This is a genomic window from Pseudomonas mucoides (assembly GCF_015461845.1).
Taxonomy (GTDB): Bacteria; Pseudomonadota; Gammaproteobacteria; order Pseudomonadales; family Pseudomonadaceae; genus Aquipseudomonas; species Aquipseudomonas mucoides.
Genome location: NZ_JACOPW010000002.1, coordinates 972,027 through 990,128, shown reverse-complemented (window position 1 = coordinate 990,128; position 18,102 = coordinate 972,027). Strand labels below are relative to the sequence as shown.

Annotated in this window: 15 protein-coding genes and 1 pseudogene; 5 read left to right on the top strand and 11 right to left on the bottom strand. The window is 61.3% G+C overall.

Going from position 1 to position 18,102, the window contains the following annotated elements; genetic code table 11:
• Nucleotides 1-120: 120 nt before the first annotated feature.
• The 7 genes from H8F22_RS13240 to H8F22_RS13210 all read right to left on the bottom strand — a co-directional run bounded on the left by H8F22_RS13240 (nucleotide 121) and on the right by H8F22_RS13210 (nucleotide 7,403).
• A complete protein-coding gene (locus H8F22_RS13240) occupies nucleotides 121-483 on the bottom strand; it encodes a Na+/H+ antiporter subunit G (RefSeq protein ID WP_194940287.1) in 363 nt (120 codons plus the stop codon).
• Nucleotides 480-758: a K+/H+ antiporter subunit F gene (locus H8F22_RS13235; RefSeq protein WP_027924693.1), complete on the bottom strand. Its 279-nt coding sequence runs from the start codon at nucleotides 756-758 to the stop codon at nucleotides 480-482. The genes H8F22_RS13240 and H8F22_RS13235 overlap by 4 nt, the downstream gene beginning before the upstream one ends.
• Entirely contained in the window at nucleotides 755-1,243 is a 489-nt protein-coding gene (locus H8F22_RS13230; RefSeq protein ID WP_027924692.1) for a Na+/H+ antiporter subunit E, read from the bottom strand. Before H8F22_RS13230 ends, H8F22_RS13235 begins: the two co-directional genes overlap by 4 nt.
• Complete coding sequence (locus H8F22_RS13225) at nucleotides 1,240-2,925, bottom strand: monovalent cation/H+ antiporter subunit D (RefSeq protein WP_059182706.1); 1,686 nt, start codon at nucleotides 2,923-2,925, stop codon at nucleotides 1,240-1,242. The genes H8F22_RS13230 and H8F22_RS13225 overlap by 4 nt, the downstream gene beginning before the upstream one ends.
• Nucleotides 2,922-3,266 carry a Na+/H+ antiporter subunit C gene (locus tag H8F22_RS13220; protein ID WP_007944721.1) on the bottom strand — a complete coding sequence of 115 codons (345 nt, stop codon included), beginning with the start codon at nucleotides 3,264-3,266 and terminating at the stop codon, nucleotides 2,922-2,924. Before H8F22_RS13220 ends, H8F22_RS13225 begins: the two co-directional genes overlap by 4 nt.
• Nucleotides 3,266-6,184, bottom strand: coding sequence for a monovalent cation/H+ antiporter subunit A (locus H8F22_RS13215; RefSeq protein WP_059182707.1), 2,919 nt, complete (start codon nucleotides 6,182-6,184; stop codon nucleotides 3,266-3,268). The genes H8F22_RS13220 and H8F22_RS13215 overlap by 1 nt, the downstream gene beginning before the upstream one ends.
• Before the next feature lie 193 nt (nucleotides 6,185-6,377).
• The gene (locus H8F22_RS13210) at nucleotides 6,378-7,403 is read right to left on the bottom strand and encodes a DMT family transporter (RefSeq protein ID WP_194940286.1); all 1,026 of its coding nucleotides are present in this window, start codon (nucleotides 7,401-7,403) and stop codon (nucleotides 6,378-6,380) included.
• On the opposite strand from H8F22_RS13210, the gene H8F22_RS13205 reads away from it, so the two are divergent.
• Both H8F22_RS13205 and H8F22_RS13200 read left to right on the top strand, forming a co-directional pair.
• On the top strand, nucleotides 7,398-7,961 hold the full coding sequence (locus tag H8F22_RS13205; RefSeq protein ID WP_027924688.1) for a helix-turn-helix domain-containing protein: 564 nt from the start codon (nucleotides 7,398-7,400) through the stop codon (nucleotides 7,959-7,961). The two genes, H8F22_RS13210 and H8F22_RS13205, sit on opposite strands and share 6 nt — an antisense overlap.
• A gap of 359 nt (nucleotides 7,962-8,320) precedes the next feature.
• Nucleotides 8,321-9,766, top strand: a complete 1,446-nt coding sequence (locus H8F22_RS13200; protein WP_194940285.1) for an FAD/NAD(P)-binding protein — start codon at nucleotides 8,321-8,323, stop codon at nucleotides 9,764-9,766.
• Between the two features lie 68 nt (nucleotides 9,767-9,834).
• On the opposite strand, the gene H8F22_RS13195 is transcribed toward H8F22_RS13200, so the two are convergent.
• Nucleotides 9,835-10,059: a hypothetical protein gene (locus H8F22_RS13195; RefSeq protein ID WP_059182710.1), complete on the bottom strand. Its 225-nt coding sequence runs from the start codon at nucleotides 10,057-10,059 to the stop codon at nucleotides 9,835-9,837.
• 225 nt (nucleotides 10,060-10,284) lie between these two features.
• Nucleotides 10,285-12,540, bottom strand: coding sequence for a catalase/peroxidase HPI (gene katG / locus H8F22_RS13190; RefSeq protein ID WP_194940284.1), 2,256 nt, complete (start codon nucleotides 12,538-12,540; stop codon nucleotides 10,285-10,287).
• Between the two features lie 512 nt (nucleotides 12,541-13,052).
• On the opposite strand from katG, the gene H8F22_RS13185 reads away from it, so the two are divergent.
• On the top strand, nucleotides 13,053-13,424 hold the full coding sequence (locus H8F22_RS13185) for a hypothetical protein (protein WP_194940283.1): 372 nt from the start codon (nucleotides 13,053-13,055) through the stop codon (nucleotides 13,422-13,424).
• 104 nt (nucleotides 13,425-13,528) lie between these two features.
• Here H8F22_RS13185 and H8F22_RS13180 read toward each other — a convergent pair whose 3' ends face one another.
• Complete coding sequence (locus H8F22_RS13180) at nucleotides 13,529-14,389, bottom strand: CAP domain-containing protein (protein WP_194940282.1); 861 nt, start codon at nucleotides 14,387-14,389, stop codon at nucleotides 13,529-13,531.
• Nucleotides 14,390-14,609: 220 nt separating this feature from the next.
• Here H8F22_RS13180 and H8F22_RS33055 point away from each other — a divergent pair.
• Both H8F22_RS33055 and H8F22_RS33050 read left to right on the top strand, forming a co-directional pair.
• A pseudogene (locus tag H8F22_RS33055) lies at nucleotides 14,610-15,365 on the top strand (MCP four helix bundle domain-containing protein); the annotation flags it as partial.
• A complete protein-coding gene (locus H8F22_RS33050) occupies nucleotides 15,360-16,223 on the top strand; it encodes a methyl-accepting chemotaxis protein (RefSeq protein WP_404942959.1) in 864 nt (287 codons plus the stop codon). The pseudogene H8F22_RS33055 and the gene H8F22_RS33050, both read left to right, overlap by 6 nt.
• Before the next feature lie 131 nt (nucleotides 16,224-16,354).
• Here the strand turns inward: H8F22_RS33050 and ilvD are convergent, their stop codons facing one another.
• The gene (ilvD, locus tag H8F22_RS13170; RefSeq protein WP_194940280.1) at nucleotides 16,355-18,037 is read right to left on the bottom strand and encodes a dihydroxy-acid dehydratase; all 1,683 of its coding nucleotides are present in this window, start codon (nucleotides 18,035-18,037) and stop codon (nucleotides 16,355-16,357) included.
• Nucleotides 18,038-18,102: the final 65 nt, after the last annotated feature.

Sequence of the window (18,102 nt, the reverse complement as noted above, 5' to 3'; positions counted from 1 at the left end):
GCCTGCTCGCGATAGCGGTGGATCAGTCACATCAATACCGACTGTCCCACCGCTATCGCGAGCAGGCTCCGGGCGGCGTTCCGACGATGAGGCCCTCCCAGTCAATACAAATCCCCGGATTCAGCTCCCCCTCTCACTCCGCCGACTACTCACCTCAGCCGGCACATCATCCCCAGCCATGCGCTTGCGAAACAACGCCGCCCGAGCCAGCAACAAGGTCGTCACCGGCACGGTAATCGCCAATAGAATCGGAATCAGCCACGCATGCAGCACCGGCCCCAATTTGAGTGCCGAAAAGTAAATGATCGATGCCAGTGCCACGCACCATGCACCCAATGTCGAGGCCAACGCCGGCGGGTGCATGCGCTGGAAGTAATCCTTCATCCGCACCAGTCCAATGGCGCCAATGAGCGCAAACAGACTGCTGAGCAGCAGCAGAATCGCCACTGGAATCTCAACCCACAGCGACAGTTCGTCAGTCATTCGATCACCTCGCCACGCAGCAGGAATTTCGCCAGGGCAAACGAGCCGACGAAGCCGAACAGGGCGATCAACAGCGCCGCCTCGAAATAGGTGTCACTGGCATAGCGAATGCCGAGCGTCAGCATCATCAGCATTGCGATGATGTACAGGTAATCCAGCGCCAGTACCCGATCCTGGGCCGATGGTCCTTTGAACAGGCGCAGCAGCGTCAGGATCATCGCCACGGAAAACAGGAACAGGCTCGCCAGGATGGCGTTCGACAGCAATGCGCTCATTCGAAAATCTCCATCAAGGGGCGCTCATAGGTCGCCTTGAAGTGCTGGATGAACAGCGCTTCGTCATCCAGATCGAACACATGCAGCAACAGGATGCTGCGATCAAGCGCCAGTTCCGACCACACGGTGCCAGGCACCACGGTGCAGATCGCCGACAGCGCGGCGAGGCCATTGGCATCGCGCAAGTCCAGCGGCACCTTGATGAAGCGCGAGCGGGGCGGACGGCGACCGGCGTTCAGCACGCCCCAGGCCACGGCGAGGTTGGACACCACCACATCGCGACCGACCACCAGCAGCAAGCGCAGGATCACCCCCGGACGACGAATTCGAATGGGCAGCGGTCGCAACCGGCGCATCATCAACGGCGCGCAGAAACCCAGCATCACACCGAGCAGAAGGTTGCCAGGGCTGATCGACTGGTTCAGCACCAGCCATAACAGCAAGAGTGCCAAGGACAGCCAGGGAGCAGGGAACAAGCGCTTCATGGTTGCACCTCCGCCATCGCCGCCTTGGCTTCCGGGCTTGGCACCGCACGGGTGCCGAGCACGGCCATCACGTATTGCTGCGGGTTGTTCAAAGCGTCAGCGGCCGCTTGGGTGTAGCGCAGCAGCGGTTCAGCCTTGAAGGTCAACGCAATGCTCAGTCCCAGCAGGACGATGATCGGCACGCATTCAAAGCGGCGCAGCAGTGGTGATGGGCGCTCTTGCGGGGTCCAGAAGCGCTGGATGCCCAGGCGCGAGAATGCGATCAACGAGGCGAGCCCCGACAGAATCAACAACGCCAGCAACCCCCACGCCGCATTCGATACCGGTTCGCCGACGCCGTTCCCCAGGCCCAACGGATTGAGAAGGGCGTTGAGCAGGGTGAGCTTGCCGATGAACCCGGAGAGCGGCGGCATGCCGATGATCAGCAGCGCGCAGGCAATAAAGCTCAGGCCGAGGAAGGCCATGGTCCAGGGAATCACCTGGCCGACCACCGCTTTCTGGTCGTCATCGAGGTTGATGCCTTTGAGCGGTTGCGCAGCCGGCGCCGGTCGCGCAATCAGGTCGGCGTCGTCGAACAACGGCAGTTCATTGACCGAACGCGAGCGCTCGATCAACTCGGACAGCAGGAACAATGCACTCAGTGCCAGGGTCGAGCTGACCAGATAAAACAGCGCCGCCGCGATCAGGTTTGGCTGGGCGAAACCAATGGCTGACAGCAGGATCCCGGCCGACACCAGGATGCTCAGGCTGGCCATCTTTTCCAGGCGTTGCGCCGCCAGAATCGCCAATGCCGCGCAGACAATCGTCGCCATGCCGCCGTAGATCAGCCAGTCGCCGCCAAAGTAGGCGGACGCCCCGGCCTGACCGGAGAACAGCAGCGTCCACAAGCGCAGCAAGGTGTAGACACCGACCTTGGTCATGATCGCGAACATCGCCGCCACCGGAGCGCTGGCCGAGGAGTAGGCCGGCACCAGCCAGAAGTTCAGCGGCCACATCCCGGCCTTGGCCAGAAACGCCACCGCGAGAATCCCCGCGCCAGCATGCAGCAAACCGCGATCAGCTTCCGGCACCAGCGGGATTTTCAGCGCCAGGTCGGCCATGTTCAGTGTGCCGGTGACGCCATAGATCAGCGCCGCGCCAATCAGGAACAGCGACGATGCCAACAGGTTGATCGAAATGTAATGCAGCCCCGCCGACACCCGCGGCCGGCCCGAGCCGTGCAGCATCAAGCCGTAGGACGCCGCCAGCAGCACTTCGAAGAACACGAACAGGTTGAACAGGTCGGCGGTCAGGAACGCACCGTACAACCCCATCAATTGAATCTGGAACAACGCGTGGAAGCTTGAACCGGCGCCGTCCCAACGGGCCATGGCGAACAGCAAGGCGCTGACGCCGATGATCCCGGTCAGCACCAGCATCAAGGCCGACAGCCGATCGACCACCAACACCAGGCCGAACGGCACTTGCCAGTTGCCCGGCAGGTACACGCCGATGGAACCGGGCACGCCAGTGGTTTGTGTCCATTGCAGCAGCAACACGGAAATTCCCAGGCCGAGCAGGCTGGAGAACAGGTTGATCTTGGCCTTCAGCGGACGGTGTTTCTCGCCGAGCATCAACATGATGGCGGCGGTCAGCAGCGGCAGCAGAATCGGTGCGGCGATCAGGTGCGTCATCGCATTCATTCTTTAGGCTCCCGGCCATCCACATGGTCGGTCCCGGTCAAGCCCCGGGAAGCGAGCAGTACCACCAGAAACAATGCGGTCATGGCGAAGCTGATCACGATGGCGGTCAGCACCAGTGCTTGTGGCAGGGGATCGGTGTAATGCAACAAGTCTTGCGGCACGCCATCCTTGATGATCGGCTCGCGGCCGATGAACAGGCTGCCCATGCTGAAGATGAACAGGTTGACGCCATAGGACAGCAGGCACAGGCCCATCACCACCTGAAAGGTCCGTGGCCGCAGGATCAGCCAGACGCCGGAGGCCGCAAGCACGCCGATGGCGATTGCGATGACTTCTTCCATCAGACGGCTCCTTGCGTGGCGACGGGTTTAGGCTGGGCCGCGGTTTTGTGGCCGCGAACCGATTGGTGGGCGAGGGCGGTGAGGATCAACAGCGTCGAACCGACCACCACGGCATACACGCCAATGTCGAAAAACAGCGCGCTGGCGATGTGAATGTCCCCCAGTACCGGCAATGAAAAATGCCAGGTGTGGGTGGTGAGGAACGGATAACCGACCGCCATGGCTCCAAGCCCGGTGACCGTGGCGAACAGCAGCCCGGTGCCCATCCAACGCAGCGGTCGCAGGCTCATTTGCGCCTCGACCCACTGCGTGCCGGCGACCATGTATTGCAGGATGAACGCCACCGACATCACCAGCCCGGCGACAAAACCGCCGCCCGGTTGGTTGTGCCCGCGCATGAACAGGTAGAACGACACCACCAGCGCAATCGGCAACAACAGGCGTACCAGCACCGCCGGGACCATCATGAAACCCAGTGCGGTGTCGCTGGCGTGGCGCGGGTTGACCAGGTCAGTGACCACGTCCGGTGCCAACAGGCGTTGCTGCGCCGGCAACTGCAGGCTTTCTTTCGGCGGGCGGAAGCGTCGCAGCAGGGCGAACACGGTCAGGGCCACGGCCACCAGCACGGTGATTTCACCCAAGGTGTCGAAGCCACGGAAGTCCACCAGCATCACGTTGACCACGTTGCTGCCGCCGCCTTCGGGCAGGGCGCGACTGAGGTAGAACGAGGAAATATCGTTGGGCGTCTGGCGCGTCAGCATCGCGTAGGCCAGCAAGGCCATGCCGCCACCGACCCCGGTCGACAACAGCAAGTCGCGGATCCGCCGGATGCGCGCCTTGCGCAGGGTGCTCGGCAGTGGCGAGACTTCTTCGATCCGGCGTGGCAGCCAGCGCAGGCCCAGCAGGATCAGCACCGTGGTCACCACTTCGACCGCCAGTTGCGTCAACGCCAGGTCCGGCGCGGAGAACCAGACGAAGGTTACGCAGGTCATCAGGCCGCAGACGCTGACCATGGTCAGGGCCGCGAGCCGGTGATACTTGGCCTGCCACGCTGCGCCGAGGGCGCAGGCAATCGCCAGCAGCCACAGGGTCACGAACACGATGGAGCCGGGGATTTTCGGCCGGTCACCCCAGCTCAGGCTGCTGTGAAGCATCGGGATCAGCCCGGCCAGCACGGCGGCGAGGACCACCAGGAACAATTGGGTTTGCAGGCGGTTGGTGCTGATCCGGCGCACCAGGCGACGGGCCAGGCGCATCATGATCACCAGGCCGCGCTCGAACAGGCGCTTGCCGTTGAACCGGCCAATCACCGGTGGGTATTTGAAGCGCCCGCGCTTGAGCTGATTGCGCAACAGCAGGTAGAGCACGATGCCGCCGGACATGGCGATCAAGCTCATGATCATCGGCGCGTTCAAGCCGTGCCAGATCGCCAGGCTGTATTCCGGCAGGGTTCCTCCGACCACCGGCAGGGCCGCAGCGGCCAGAATGGAACCGACCACTTGCGCCGGGAACATCCCCACCACCAGGCAGGTGAACACCAGCAATTCCACCGGCGCACGCATCCAGCGTGGCGGCTCGTGCGGGGTGTGCGGCAGGTCGGTGGCGGTCGGGCCGAAGAACACGTCGACGGTGAAGCGTAACGAATAGGCGACGCTGAAAGTGCCGGCGATGGTCGCGACGATTGGCAGGCTCCACTCGACCCAGGCCGTGGCATTGATGAACACGGTTTCGGCGAAGAACATTTCTTTCGAGAGGAAACCGTTGAGCAGCGGCACACCGGCCATCGAGGCGCTGGCGACCATGGCCAGGGTGGCGGTGAACGGAATCAGCTTGATCAAGCCGCTGAGCTTGCGAATGTCGCGGGTGCCGCTTTCGTGGTCGATGATCCCGGCGGCCATGAACAACGAGGCCTTGAAGGTCGCGTGGTTGAGAATGTGGAACACTGCGGCGACGGCCGCCAGCGGGCTGTTCAAGCCCAGCAGCAGGGTGATCAGGCCCAGGTGGCTGATGGTCGAATAGGCCAGCAGCCCTTTGAGGTCGTTCTGGAACATCGCGCAGTACGCGCCCAGCAACAGGGTGCAGGCGCCGGCGCCGCTGACGATGTAGAACCATTCTTCGCTGCCGGACAGCGACGGCCACAGCCGTGCCAGCAGAAACACCCCGGCCTTGACCATGGTCGCCGAGTGCAGATAGGCCGAGACCGGTGTCGGCGCCGCCATCGCGTGGGGCAGCCAGAAGTGGAAGGGGAATTGGGCGCTTTTGCTCAAGGCGCCAATCAGGATCAGGGGCAACAGAATAGGGTAGAGGGCATGTGCGCGAATCAGCTCGCCGGCGGCCAGGACCTTGTCCAGGTCATAGCTGCCGACCACATGGCCGAGGAGCATGACCCCCGCCAGCAGGCACAAACCGCCTGCGCCGGTGACCATCAGCGCCATGTAGGCGCCGCGTCGCGCGTCGCTGCGGTGGTGCCAGTAACCGATCAGCAGGAACGAGAAGAGGCTGGTCAGCTCCCAGAAAAACACGATCTGGATCAGGTTGCCGGAAATCACCAGCCCGAGCATGGCGCCCATGAACGCCAGGAAAAACGCGAAGAACCGGGGCACCGGATCGTCCGGCGACATGTAGTAACGTGCGTACAACGACACCAGCGTGCCGATGCCCAGTACCAGCATCGAGAACAACCAGGCGAAGCCGTCCAGGCGCAGGACGAAGTTAAGGCCGAGGCTTGGCAGCCAGAAGAATTCTTCGCGGATCACTCCGCCATGGGCGATTTGTGGATACAGAAGCGCGACCTGGACCGTGCCGATCAGTGCGATCAGGCCGGCCAGCAGGGGGGCGGTATTGCGTGCGTTGTGTGGCAGGACGGCTGCCAGACAGCTGCCGATAAAAGGCAGAAGCAGTAGAACTATCAAGGACATAGGCTTCTAATCTGCGGAAGTTTGTGAAGCATCATACGTGCCACTCCCAAGATCGCCAAACGCCAAGCTGTCGCAGAATCCTACACGGTAGACGGAAAAAGGCTGATTCACATGGTTTCCAGGGCCAGTTTTTAGCCGGTCTGGCCCCATCGCGAGCAAGCTCGCGATAGCTATCTATCCGGCAACAGAATTATCAAGGTTCAACCGAGGTTTCCCGCTCCAACTCTCCCTCAGCCGCAGTCTCCTTACCTTTGGTCTTCAACTCACTGACAATCACCGCCGCCACAATCAACCCCGCGCCCACCAGCGCAATCGCCGGCAACCGCTCCCCGGCGATCCGCCCGACAATCCCGGCCCACACCGGCTCGCCCGCATAAATCAAGGTCGCCCGGGTCGGTGAAACGCTCTTCTGCGCCCAGTTCATCGCCACCTGAATCGCCGCACTCGCCGCGCCCAGCCCCAACGCGCTGCACAACAGCAGCCAGGAAAAGTCCGGAATGCGTTCCTGGGTCGGCACCACCATCAGAAACGCCAGCACCGAGGTGGTTGCCAATTGCACCACCGTCACCCGCCGCACATCGACCTGACCGGCATAGGTGCTGATCAGAATGATTTCGGCGGCAATCGCAATGGCACTGATCAGCGTGGCAATTTCACCTGGGCTGAAATTGAACGAAGCGCCGGACGGTCCCGACAGCAACATCAGCCCGGTAAACGCCAGCATGATCCCGATGCTCGGCATCAACCCCGGGCGACGTCCCAACACCAGCCATTGCAGCAGCGGCACAAAGGGCACGTACAACGCCGTGATAAACGCCGATTGACTGCTGGGAATGCTCTGCAAGCCCACGGTCTGCAAGCCGTACCCGAGCATGATCGCCACACCGATAAAGGCCCCGGCCTTGAGTTCGAACAAGGTCAGTTCCCGCAAGTGGCGCCAGGAGAACAGCGCCACAAGACTCGCAGCAGCGGCGAAGCGCAGGCCGACGAAAAACATCGGGCCGCTGACGGTCATGGCGTGCTGCACCAACAAAAAGGTGCCGCCCCAGACCATGGTGATCAGCACCAGCACGCACTCGGCTTTGCTGAACCGTGAGAAACGGGGGGAAGAGGAGTTCACCGACGTCATGACCTTGCACGCTACCTGAGGGGGACGCACAATGCGCCGAATGTTGCGCAGTATACTGCCCAACCCCACCAAGTGAGCAATATAGTGCACAAAGATTCCACGCAACGGGCTTCGGTCCTCCAGCACGTCAGCCAAAACGTTCGGCGCCTGCGCCATGCCGCCGACATGAGCCAGACCGCGCTGGCCGAAAAGTCCGGGGTCAGCCGCCGGATGCTGGTGGCCATCGAGGCCGGCGAGAAGAACGTCAGCCTGACCACCCTCGACCGAGTGGCCGAAGCGCTGGACGTGAGGTTCAGCGACCTTATTCAGGCACCGGACGCCCGCGATGCGAGTCGCATCAACGAAGTGGCCTGGGCCGGATTAATCCCCGGCAGCAAAGCTGTTTTATTGTCCAAGGCCACCGCGACTCGCGAAGTGGAGCAATGGGAATGGTGCCTGCAACCAGGTGAAGTTTATCCGTCGCAACCAGATGCCGAAGGCTGGAGTGAACAGATCTACGTGTTCGAAGGCTGCCTGACCCTGATGTTGGGTGATACGCCACAGCACATCGCTGCCGGTGAGTTTTTCATGTTCGCCAGCAACCAGCCTCATGCCTATCGCAACGATGGCCCGGTGGCAGCGCGGTTTGTGCGCAACGTGGTGATCTGACTGTTCGCCGATCAACAGGGGATGGACACTTTGCCTTTCTACAGCTGCACTTTGTTCTCGGAAGGTTCGCCAACCCGTTGAAATAGCTGGAGATAGTATTCGGGTACGACGCCTGCAAAAGGTCCTGGCGCCTTTATCAGAATCCCGAGAAGTTGTTTGAGGAGGGGGCGCGGTTGCCGGAGAGTCATCCGGGGGCGGGGTATCGGGATCTGGCGACGTTGCGGCAACTGGAGAAGAAATGGTGTCTGCGTAGACGCCTTCGCGAGCAGGCCCACTCCTACTAAGGGTGGGTTTGTGTGCGGGAGAGCAACCCATTAAGGTGGCACGCAGCAGCTTTCCATTTGACCAATGAGCATGGCATGAGCGAAATCCAAAGCGCACAGACGACCAATGCCATCCGCCACGCCGACATGCTGATCATCGGCGGCGGCCTTAGTGGTGCGATGCTGGCGGCGCAGTTGTTGCGCTTGCCGGGCCGCCGTTCGGTGCTGGTGATCGAACCACGTGCCGAACTCGGTCGAGGCGAAGCCTACAGCGCGGTCGAATTGGGTCATACGCTGAACGGCAACGCAGCGCGGATGAGCGTCGACCCCGACAATGCCGATGACTTGACGCAATGGCTGACCGAGCACATTGCCGCGGGTGGCTGGCCGGAATCGGCTGAGCAACCAGTACCGATCAGCGAGTTGTTCCCGCCACGAGGGCTGTTCGGTGTGTACGTGCAACAACGTCTGGCTGAAGCGCAAGCGGCCGGCGCGTTGAATGGCTCAACCGTCGAGCATGTACAGGCTGAAGTAATCGATCTGCAAACCGACGACGATTCGGTACGGCTGACCTTGAGTGACGGGCAACGCTTGCAGGGCGCTTATGCGGTGCTGGCGACAGGCATGTTCCCCGCCGCGCGCACACCACAGACCGAGTCCAGCGGTTTGAACGCCGCCGCGCTCGATCCGTGGGCTGTCGCCGCGATGCGTCAGCTCGATCCACAATCAACGGTGTTGATCATCGGTTCCGGCCTGACCATGGTCGATGCCGTGGTGTCGCTGGAACAGGCTGGGCATCGCGGACCGATCGAAGTGTTTTCCCGCCACGGCTTGCTGCCGCATGTGCGACGGCAACCGCCAGCCTGGGTGGATTTTCTGGCCGCGGATCACAGCCTTCGCACCCCCCGGCAACTGGTGCGCGAACTGCGCCGGCAATGCCGCGAGGCGATCGCCCAAGGTATCGACTGGCAAGCACCGCTCGATACCGTGCGGGCGCACATTGGGCGGTTGTGGAATCAGGCCACGGACCTGCAACGTCGGCAGTTTGTGCGGCATGTCCGGCCATGGTGGGAAAGTCATCACCACCGCTCGCCGCCGTTGAGTGCGGCCCTGGTGGAACGGTTGCACCGGGAAGGGCGGTTGCGGATTCAGGCCGCGTCGTTCAAAGGGCTTGAGCCCGTGTCGCAGGGTGGCGTCAGCATCCGCATTCGCCGCCGTGGCGAGGCCGACACCTGTGTGGTGACTGGCGCGGCGTTGATCAACTCCAGCGGTATCGAATACGACTGGCGTCGGGTCGCTCGACCGTTGCCGCAGCAATTGCTGGCGCGCGGACTGATCCAGCCGGGACCATTGGCGCTGGGAATTGCGGCGGTGGTCGACGGTGCCGTACTGGACGCCGATGGCCAGGTCGCTCGTCGCCTGTTCGCCATGGGCCCACCGTTGCGCGGCATGTGGTGGGAAAGTACCGCCGTCACCGACGTAGCGCTGCAGGCCAAAGCCCTGGCCGCACGACTGGTGGCAGCTGCTACAGGGATTGCGTAAGGCAAAGAAAAACCCCGGGGAGATCGGATCTGCCCGGGGTTTTGTTCAAACGGTGCAAAAGCGGTTAATCAATAACGCTGATACTTCGAACCGAATTCAGGACGGTTTTCAGCGACGTAGAGTTTGCTTGGCTGGCTGTCTTTGTGATCAAGACCGACCGTGTTCACGTTCAGTGTCGCCGGTTGGCTGACCTTGACGGCGGCGACAACCTGCGAAGTGGTATGCGGGGCGGCGATAGCGGACGTAGCGCCAAGGACCGACAGGGCGAAACCAAGACCGATGATGCTTTTCATGATGTTGCTCCAGAGTGGGGGAAGAAGATGTGGCCACTGTAGTGCTGGAGCCCGGTAATGAAAAAACACCCTTGGGCATAGTCGTTATCGAGAGCGTTGATCCCTGGTCAGCGAGGGGGCGAGGCTTTTTAACCTCACTCCTACAGGGGATCTTTGTTGTTGTGTCGATCTGCACGAGTCAGGCCACCCCGGCCCTTGTCACCGGGTCGGGGTGGAACAGGTGCTTCACTTCACATCAAACCGGTCGAGGTTCATCACCTTGGTCCAGGCCGCCACGAAGTCGTTGACGAACTTCTCCTTCGCGTCGCTGCTCGCATACACCTCAGCCAATGCCCTTAATTGCGCATTCGAACCAAAGACCAGATCCACCCGCGTCCCGGTCCACTTCACTTGACCGGTTTTGCGATCCCGGCCTTCAAACTCTTGAGCCGCTTCGGAGGTCGGTTTCCATTCCACGCCCATGTCGAGCAGGTGGGTGAAGAAGTCGTTGGTCAGCGCTTCCGGTTGCTGGGTGAACACGCCGTGCCGGGTTTGTCCGACGTTGGTGTTCAACACACGCAGGCCGCCGACCAACGCGGTCATTTCTGGCGCGGTGAGCGTCAGCAATTGCGCCTTGTCGATCAACAAGTGCTCGGCCGGTACGCGGTAGTTGGTTTTCAGGTAGTTGCGGAAGCCATCGGCAATCGGTTCGAGGAAGCCGAAGGATTCCACGTCGGTTTGCTCTTGTGAGGCGTCCATCCGTCCTGGCGTGAATGGCACGGTGACGGTGTGCCCGGCATTTTTTGCGGCCTGTTCAACGCCGGCGTTACCGGCCAGCACGATCAGGTCCGCCAGCGAGACTTTCTTGCCGCCGCTGTTGAACTCGTTCTGGATGCTTTCAAGTTTCGCCAGCACGTTCGCCAGTTGTTCCGGCTGGTTGGCTGCCCAGAATTTCTGCGGGGCCAGACGCAGGCGTCCGCCGTTGGCACCGCCGCGTTTGTCGGAGCCTCGGAAGGTCGAAGCCGCCGCCCAAGCGGTGGACACAAGCTGCGAAACCGACAGGCCGGAGGCGAGGATTTTGCTCTTGAGTGCGGCGACATCGCTGTCGTTGACCAAGGCATGATCGACCGCCGGGATCGGGTCTTGCCACAGCAGTTCTTCGTTCGGCATTTCCGGGCCGAGGTAGCGGGAGAGGGGACCCATGTCGCGGTGGATCAGCTTGAACCAGGCGCGGGCGAAGGCGTCGGCCAGTTGATCGGGATTGGCCAGGAAACGCCGGGAAATCGGCTCATAGATCGGGTCGAAACGCAGGGCCAGGTCCGAGGTCAGCATGGTCGGATTGCGCCGTTTGGACGGGTCGTGGGCATCCGGAATGGTGCCGGCACCTGCACCGTTTTTCGCCACCCACTGGTTCGCCCCGGCGGGGCTTTTGCTCAGTTCCCACTCGAAGCCGAACAGGTTTTCCAGGTAGTTGTTGCTCCATTTTGTCGGCGTGGTGGTCCAGGTCACCTCCAGGCCGCTGGTGATGGTGTCCGCGCCTTTACCGGTGCCAAAACTGTTCTTCCAGCCAAAGCCTTGCTGTTCGAGACCGGCGGCTTCGGGCTCGGCACCGACATTGTCGGCAGGTCCGGCGCCGTGGGTTTTACCGAAGGCGTGCCCCCCCGCGATCAGGGCTACGGTTTCTTCATCGTTCATCGCCATGCGGCCGAAGGTTTCACGGATGTCCTTGGCTGAAGCGACGGGATCCGGATTGCCCTCAGGGCCTTCGGGATTGACGTAGATGAGGCCCATTTGCACGGCCGCAAGCGGGTTTTCCAGATTGCGGCCCTGTTCGGTGCGGCTCTCCTCGTTTTCTCCCGGTTCAGCCACGAGTGGGCCGTCGCCGGGTTCTTGCATGGGCTCGTTTTCTTTGCCATAGCGGGTGTCACCACCCAGCCATTTGTTTTCGGAGCCCCAGTACACGTCTTCGTCCGGTTCCCAAACGTCGGGACGACCACCGGAGAAGCCGAAGGTCTTGAAGCCCATGGACTCCAGCGCGACGTTGCCGGTGAGTACGATCAGGTCTGCCCAGGAAATGTTGCGGCCATATTTTTGCTTGATCGGCCAGAGCAGCCGGCGTGCCTTGTCGAGGCTGACGTTATCCGGCCAGCTGTTGAGGGGGGCAAAGCGTTGCTGGCCGGAACCGGCGCCACCGCGACCGTCACCGGTGCGATAAGTACCGGCGGCGTGCCAGGCCATGCGAATGAACAGCGGCCCATAATGACCGAAGTCGGCCGGCCACCAGTCTTGCGAATCGGTCATCAGTGCCGTGAGGTCTCTTTTGACCGCGGCAAAGTCCAGTTTTTTGAACGCTTCACTGTAGTTGAAGCCCTCGTCCAGCGGATCGGACAGGGACGAGTGCTGGTGCAGGATTTTCAGATTCAGCTGGTTCGGCCACCAATCGCGGTTCGTCGTGCCACCGCCGGCGGCGTGGTTAAACGGGCATTTCGATTCATTTGCCATGTGCGAGCTACCTTTGGTCGTGTTCATCCGGGCTATCCGGCCCTTTGTGGGTTCTGGAATAGCGACGAGCGAAAGCAATGACACAGGCTGCTGGGCCAGCAGTTCGATTCACTGATTGTTTTGATCACACGGCTATCGGTACAGAAAAAAAGAGGTGCAATCACGGTGGCCCACGGCAGGCTTAGCCATGTTTCTGACTCATTCCTGTCTCCTTATCAGCTCAAAACCGGCCGGCTGACGCCAGCGCTGGAATAAGGTTAGACGCCTATCTGCAAGTCAGCTAATAGGTGGAGTATTCGGGGCTGATAGGTAAAAGCTTTTATGGGAGGCATCGGAATTGACCGGGGCTGATGGTCCCATCGCGGGTAAGCCCTGCGCCCACAAGGGTTGAGTAAGGCCGGAAGGTAGCTGGCGCCTTGGAACCACTGCTGCACGGGCGAATCAATTTGATTTGTAGAAGCATCATTTGTAGGCTCCGCCACTTTTATCTCGATCATCACAAGGATTCCTCCATGGGATTGAGCAAACGCGACCAGGCTCACATCGAACGCCGTCTGGTCGCCACCCTGACCGATGCCTGTGAAACCGCCAAAGCGGAAGTCGTCGGGTTTGATTGGCTGACCCATGTAGTCGATTACACCGTATTCCCTTCAAGCCTCAGGGTGATCTGGGTTTTTGACACTCAGGCTAATAAGGATCAGGCGTTGGCCGGCGGGCAAGGGGAGCGCATGGTCGAACTGACAGCGATGGCTCTGAGCGACGCGGATGTCATCGTCAAACCGGTATCGGCCCATGTGCAGTTCGATTCTGAAGAGCAATGTCAGCGTGCCAATGATGGCAATTGGCAGCAGCGTCTGGCGCGCAAGCGTTCAATGCGAGGTTAAGCCAGGAGCCCGTACCCTGCAGCCCAAGTCAGAGGCGCGATACGAACTTCTGTTTCAGTGTGTGGGTGATGTGCCTGCTGAAAAAGCGGCAGGCATGACCACGGTCATTGCGCCCCGAACAGCATCGTCCAATACACCCCCTCATCACTGCGCGCATCCGCTGCATACGCCGCGCCGACCTGAGTAAACATCGGGTTCATCAGGGTCGCACAATGCCCGGGGCTGGCCAGCCACCCGGCCATCGCCTTGCTCGGTGAACTCTGCCCGGCGGCAATGTTTTCGCCGATCTGCCTGCCGCGGTAACCGGCGGCCCTCGCGCGATCCGCGGGCATATCGCCGTCGGGGTCGCGGTGGGCGAAGTAATTGCCGTAGGCCATGGCCTTGCTGTGGCCTTGTGCGGCGGCACCCAAAGCAGCGTTCCAGCTGAGCGGCCGCGCGGCAGAGAAGCGCTGGCCGCCGCACATCCGCGACTTGGCCCGCGCGGCGTTGACCTGCGCCAGCAACGCTTTGCTGACGGCGCGTGTATCGCCGACCTTGCGGTCGAGCACCGGCTGCGCGAGCACCACTTGCCATTCACTTCGGGCGCGGCTGACACCAATGTCGGCGTACTGGCCATCCAGCAGCGCCCCGCAGTAATCGTCCTGAAGCCTGTCAAACGCTTCATCGGCATCCTGCGCGCCGACCACCCGTATGCTGCGTACGGTCACTGCTGAATAGCCGGAAGCCTTCAGCCGATCGCGCAAACCACCGCCATAACCGATGGGCAATGCCAGGTTGGAATTCAGCGCCAGCGGTGCCAGGCGTTGTGCCGGGCGCCTGTCGCAGCGCTGGGGATGGGCACGGTAATCGTTGATCGCCGCCACCAGTTGGCGTTCGCCATTGGCATGAGCGGGGGAGGCAAATAGAGCAAACACAGGCAAAAGACACAGCGAGGCGCAGCGCAAGGCGAGGACGGTCGGGTGCATGAGGCGGACAGCTCTGATCAGAGACGACGGTAAGTGGGATTTCAAGGCGCCTGTATGACTGGGGTTTTGAGACTAGGTTCAGGAAGGAGGGGCGCAAAAAACAGCGGCGTTGCCTACCGCGTGTCGCAAAATGCGAAAAGTGCCGGTCCTGCCTTAAATATGTGGCGTTTGCAGTCGATAGCGTTTTCATAATGCCGACGTGCCAACAGAGGGCTGCACCATGTCTATAAAACTCCGTTTACTCTTGTTGATTGGCACCAGTTTGCTGACCGCGCTGATCGTCAGCCTGGTCAGTTACGTGGGCAACACACAGATGGCTGACGCAGTGAACGAAAGCGAGGTCAGCATGACGGCGCTGCGCAATCACCTCGAAGCCGACATGATGCACGACGCCCTGCGCGCTGACGTGCTGTCGGCGATGCTGGTGGGCTTGGGCAAAAGCACCAGCAGCAAGGCTGACGTCCACAGTTCCATCGAGGAGCACGCGAAGCATTTTCGTGACGTGCTGGGTGAGAACCTCAAGCTGCCGGTCAACGACACTCTCAAGACCGCGCTGAACAAGGTCAAACCGAGCCTCGACACCTACATCAGCGCCGCCGAGCGTATCGTTGGCCTGGCGCTGGAAAATCCTGAAGCTGCGCAAAAGGAACTGGGCACTTTCAATACCGCGTTCAGCCAACTGGAAGACCAGATGGCGGCCCTCAGCGAGTTGATCGAAACCAACACGCAGCAGACCAGCCAAGGCACGGCGCAAGTCATCCACAGCGCCAACTTCACCCTCGGCGTGGTGCTGATCGCCAGCCTGGTGTTGCTGTTGATTCAGGGGCGCTGGGTGATTCTGAGCATCATGGGGCCGTTGCAGACCGCCAGCCGGATTGCCCAAAGCATCGCCCACGGCAACTTGAGCGAACCGATTGTCGAGCCGACACAAAAGGACGAAGCCAGCGCGTTGATCCGCAGCCTGGCGACCATGCAGCGCGATCTGCGGGGTATGATCGAAGTGGTACGCAGCAATGCCCATGGCGTCAGCGGCATGAGTGATCAACTCAGCAGCGGTTGCCATCAGGTCGCTGACAGCAGTCAGCAGCAAAGCGCCGCCGCCAGCACCATGGCCGCCGCCGCCAGCGAAATGACCGCCAGCATTGAGGAAATCACCCGCCACGCCGAACGCGCGCTGGACATGGCTAACCAGGCCGAGTCACTGGCCAAGGATGGCGGTCGGGTGATCCATCAGGTTGTCGAAGACATGGACGGCATCGCCCGTTCCGCGCAGCAGTCGGCTCAGGTGATTCGTACGCTGGACAAGGAGTCGGAAGGGATTTTCAACATCATTCAGGTGATCAAGGGCATCGCTGACCAGACCAATCTGTTGGCGTTGAACGCCGCCATCGAAGCCGCCCGTGCCGGTGAGCAGGGCCGTGGCTTTGCCGTGGTCGCCGACGAGGTGCGCAACCTCGCCGGCCGCACCAGCGCCTCCACTCAGGAAATTGCCAGCATGGTCGCGCGCATCCAGCAAAGCACCCGCGAAGCGGTAACCAGCATGGAAGCGGGCGTGGCGCAGGTCGACAAAGGCATGGCCGTGACCGCCGATGTTGAACGGGCGATTCGTGAAATCCTCGACGCGACACTGAGCACCACGCAACTGGTCAACGACATTACCCGCACCATCGGCGAGCAAAGCCTGGCCAGCAACGAAATCGCGCATCAGGTGGACATGATTGCGGGGATGTCGGAAGGCAATAGCAAGGTGATTGGGCAGACGGCGTCGACGACCGATGAGTTGTCGAGTCTGGCGGGGAAACTGTCGCAGTCGGTGGATCGGTTCAGGCTTTGAATTGATGGTGTCTGTATAGACGCCATCGCGAGCAGGCTCACTCCTACATGGGTTTTGTAAACGCCCGAGATCCAATGTAGGAGTGAGCCTGCTCGCGATGGCAATAGCCCAAACAAAACAAATCCAAAGCCTTAAAGATACTTATCCGTCACAGCCCCTTCCGAAGCGCTCGACACGGTTTTGGCATACTTCGCCAACACCCCACGCTTGTACTTGGACGCCGGCCGCACCCAACGGGTCTTACGCTCGGCCAACACGGCATCGGAAACATCCACTGTAATCAGCCGGGTTTCGGCGTCAATGGTGATCCTGTCGCCATTCTCAACTAACGCAATCGGCCCACCCTCAAAGGCCTCCGGCGTGATATGCCCCACGACAAAACCGTGCGAGCCACCCGAAAAACGCCCATCTGTAATCAACGCGACTTCCTTGCCCAAGCCTTTACCCATCACCGCCGAAGTGGGCGACAGCATCTCGCGCATACCCGGACCGCCCTTGGGCCCTTCGTAGCGGATCACGATCACATCGCCCGCCTTGACCTCGCCATTGAGAATCCCCGCCAGCGCGCCTTCCTCTCCGTGATAAACCCGCGCCGTGCCTTCAAAGCGCAAACCTTCCTTGCCGGTGATCTTGGCCACGGCGCCGGTGGGTGAGAGGTTGCCGTGCAGCACCACCAGGTGCGAGTCCTTCTTGATCGGCGTGTCGAAGGGCAGGATCACGTCCTGGCCTTCGGGATAGTCGGGCACGTCTTTGAGGTTGTCCGCCAGGGTCTTGCCAGTCACCGTCAGCACATCACCGTGCAGCATGCCGGCGGCGAGCATGCGTTTCATCAGCGGCTGGATACCGCCAATGGCCACCAGTTCACTCATCATGTATTTGCCGCTGGGGCGCAGATCGGCCACCACTGGCGACACTTTGCCCAGCTCGACGAAGTCGTCCAGGGTCAGGTCAACATCCACGGCATTCGCCATGGCCAGCAGGTGCAACACGGCATTGGTCGAGCCGGCGAGGGCGATGACCACGCGGATCGCATTTTCAAAGGCCTGGCGGGTCATGATGTCGCGGGGTTTGAGGTCCAGCTTGAGCAGCTCCATCACTTGCTGGCCGGCGCGAAAACTGTCTGAGGCCTTGTCAGTGCCGACCGCGTCCTGAGAACTGGAACCGGGCAAACTCATGCCCAACGCTTCAATGGCCGAGGCCATGGTGTTGGCCGTGTACATCCCACCGCAGGAACCGGGACCGGGAATCGCCACTTCTTCAATCTGCTTGACCTGGATCTCGCTGATATCCCCCCGTGCATGCTGGCCCACGGCCTCGAACACGGAAATGATGTCGGTATGGCCCGCGCCGGGTCGAATCGTGCCGCCATACACGAAAATCGACGGACGGTTGAGCCGCGCCATGCCGATCAGGCAGCCCGGCATGTTCTTGTCACAACCGCCGACGGTCACCAGCCCGTCAAAGCCTTCGCAACCGACCACCACCTCAATCGAATCGGCGATCACCTCCCGCGACACCAGCGAATACTTCATGCCTTCGGTGCCGTTGGCGATGCCGTCGGAAATGGTGATGGTGTTGAAAATGACGCCTTTGGCGCCCGCCGCGTTGGCGCCTTTTTCGGCCTCAAGGGCAAGCTTGTCGATGTGCATGTTGCACGGCGTGACCATCGCCCAGGTGGACGCGATGCCGATCTGTGGCTTCTTGAAGTCGGCATCGGTGAAACCCACGGCGCGCAGCATGGCGCGGGCGGGCGCGGCTTCGACGCCGTCGATGACCTGGGAGGAGTATTTGCGCAGATCGTCTTTGTCGCTCATGACTTTTGCTCACATCAGCAGACCGTATCGGCAAGGATTGAAGTCTAGACCCGGGTGCGGCAAAA

Bases quoted from the DNA above. Each gene is read 5' to 3' on its own strand.
- katG (WP_194940284.1), bottom strand. From the start codon at position 12,540: ATGGCAAATGAATCGAAATGCCCGTTTAACCACGCCGCCGGCGGTGGC.
- H8F22_RS13185 (WP_194940283.1), top strand. From the start codon at position 13,053: ATGGGATTGAGCAAACGCGACCAGGCTCACATCGAACGCCGTCTGGTC.
- H8F22_RS13200 (WP_194940285.1), top strand. From the start codon at position 8,321: ATGAGCGAAATCCAAAGCGCACAGACGACCAATGCCATCCGCCACGCC.
- H8F22_RS13235 (WP_027924693.1), bottom strand. From the start codon at position 758: ATGAGCGCATTGCTGTCGAACGCCATCCTGGCGAGCCTGTTCCTGTTT.
- H8F22_RS33050 (WP_404942959.1), top strand. From the start codon at position 15,360: ATGCAGCGCGATCTGCGGGGTATGATCGAAGTGGTACGCAGCAATGCC.
- H8F22_RS13220 (WP_007944721.1), bottom strand. From the start codon at position 3,266: ATGGAAGAAGTCATCGCAATCGCCATCGGCGTGCTTGCGGCCTCCGGC.
- H8F22_RS13215 (WP_059182707.1), bottom strand. From the start codon at position 6,184: ATGTCCTTGATAGTTCTACTGCTTCTGCCTTTTATCGGCAGCTGTCTG.
- H8F22_RS13225 (WP_059182706.1), bottom strand. From the start codon at position 2,925: ATGAATGCGATGACGCACCTGATCGCCGCACCGATTCTGCTGCCGCTG.
- H8F22_RS13195 (WP_059182710.1), bottom strand. From the start codon at position 10,059: ATGAAAAGCATCATCGGTCTTGGTTTCGCCCTGTCGGTCCTTGGCGCT.
- H8F22_RS13230 (WP_027924692.1), bottom strand. From the start codon at position 1,243: ATGAAGCGCTTGTTCCCTGCTCCCTGGCTGTCCTTGGCACTCTTGCTG.
- H8F22_RS13240 (WP_194940287.1), bottom strand. From the start codon at position 483: ATGACTGACGAACTGTCGCTGTGGGTTGAGATTCCAGTGGCGATTCTG.
- H8F22_RS13180 (WP_194940282.1), bottom strand. From the start codon at position 14,389: ATGCACCCGACCGTCCTCGCCTTGCGCTGCGCCTCGCTGTGTCTTTTG.
- ilvD (WP_194940280.1), bottom strand. From the start codon at position 18,037: ATGAGCGACAAAGACGATCTGCGCAAATACTCCTCCCAGGTCATCGAC.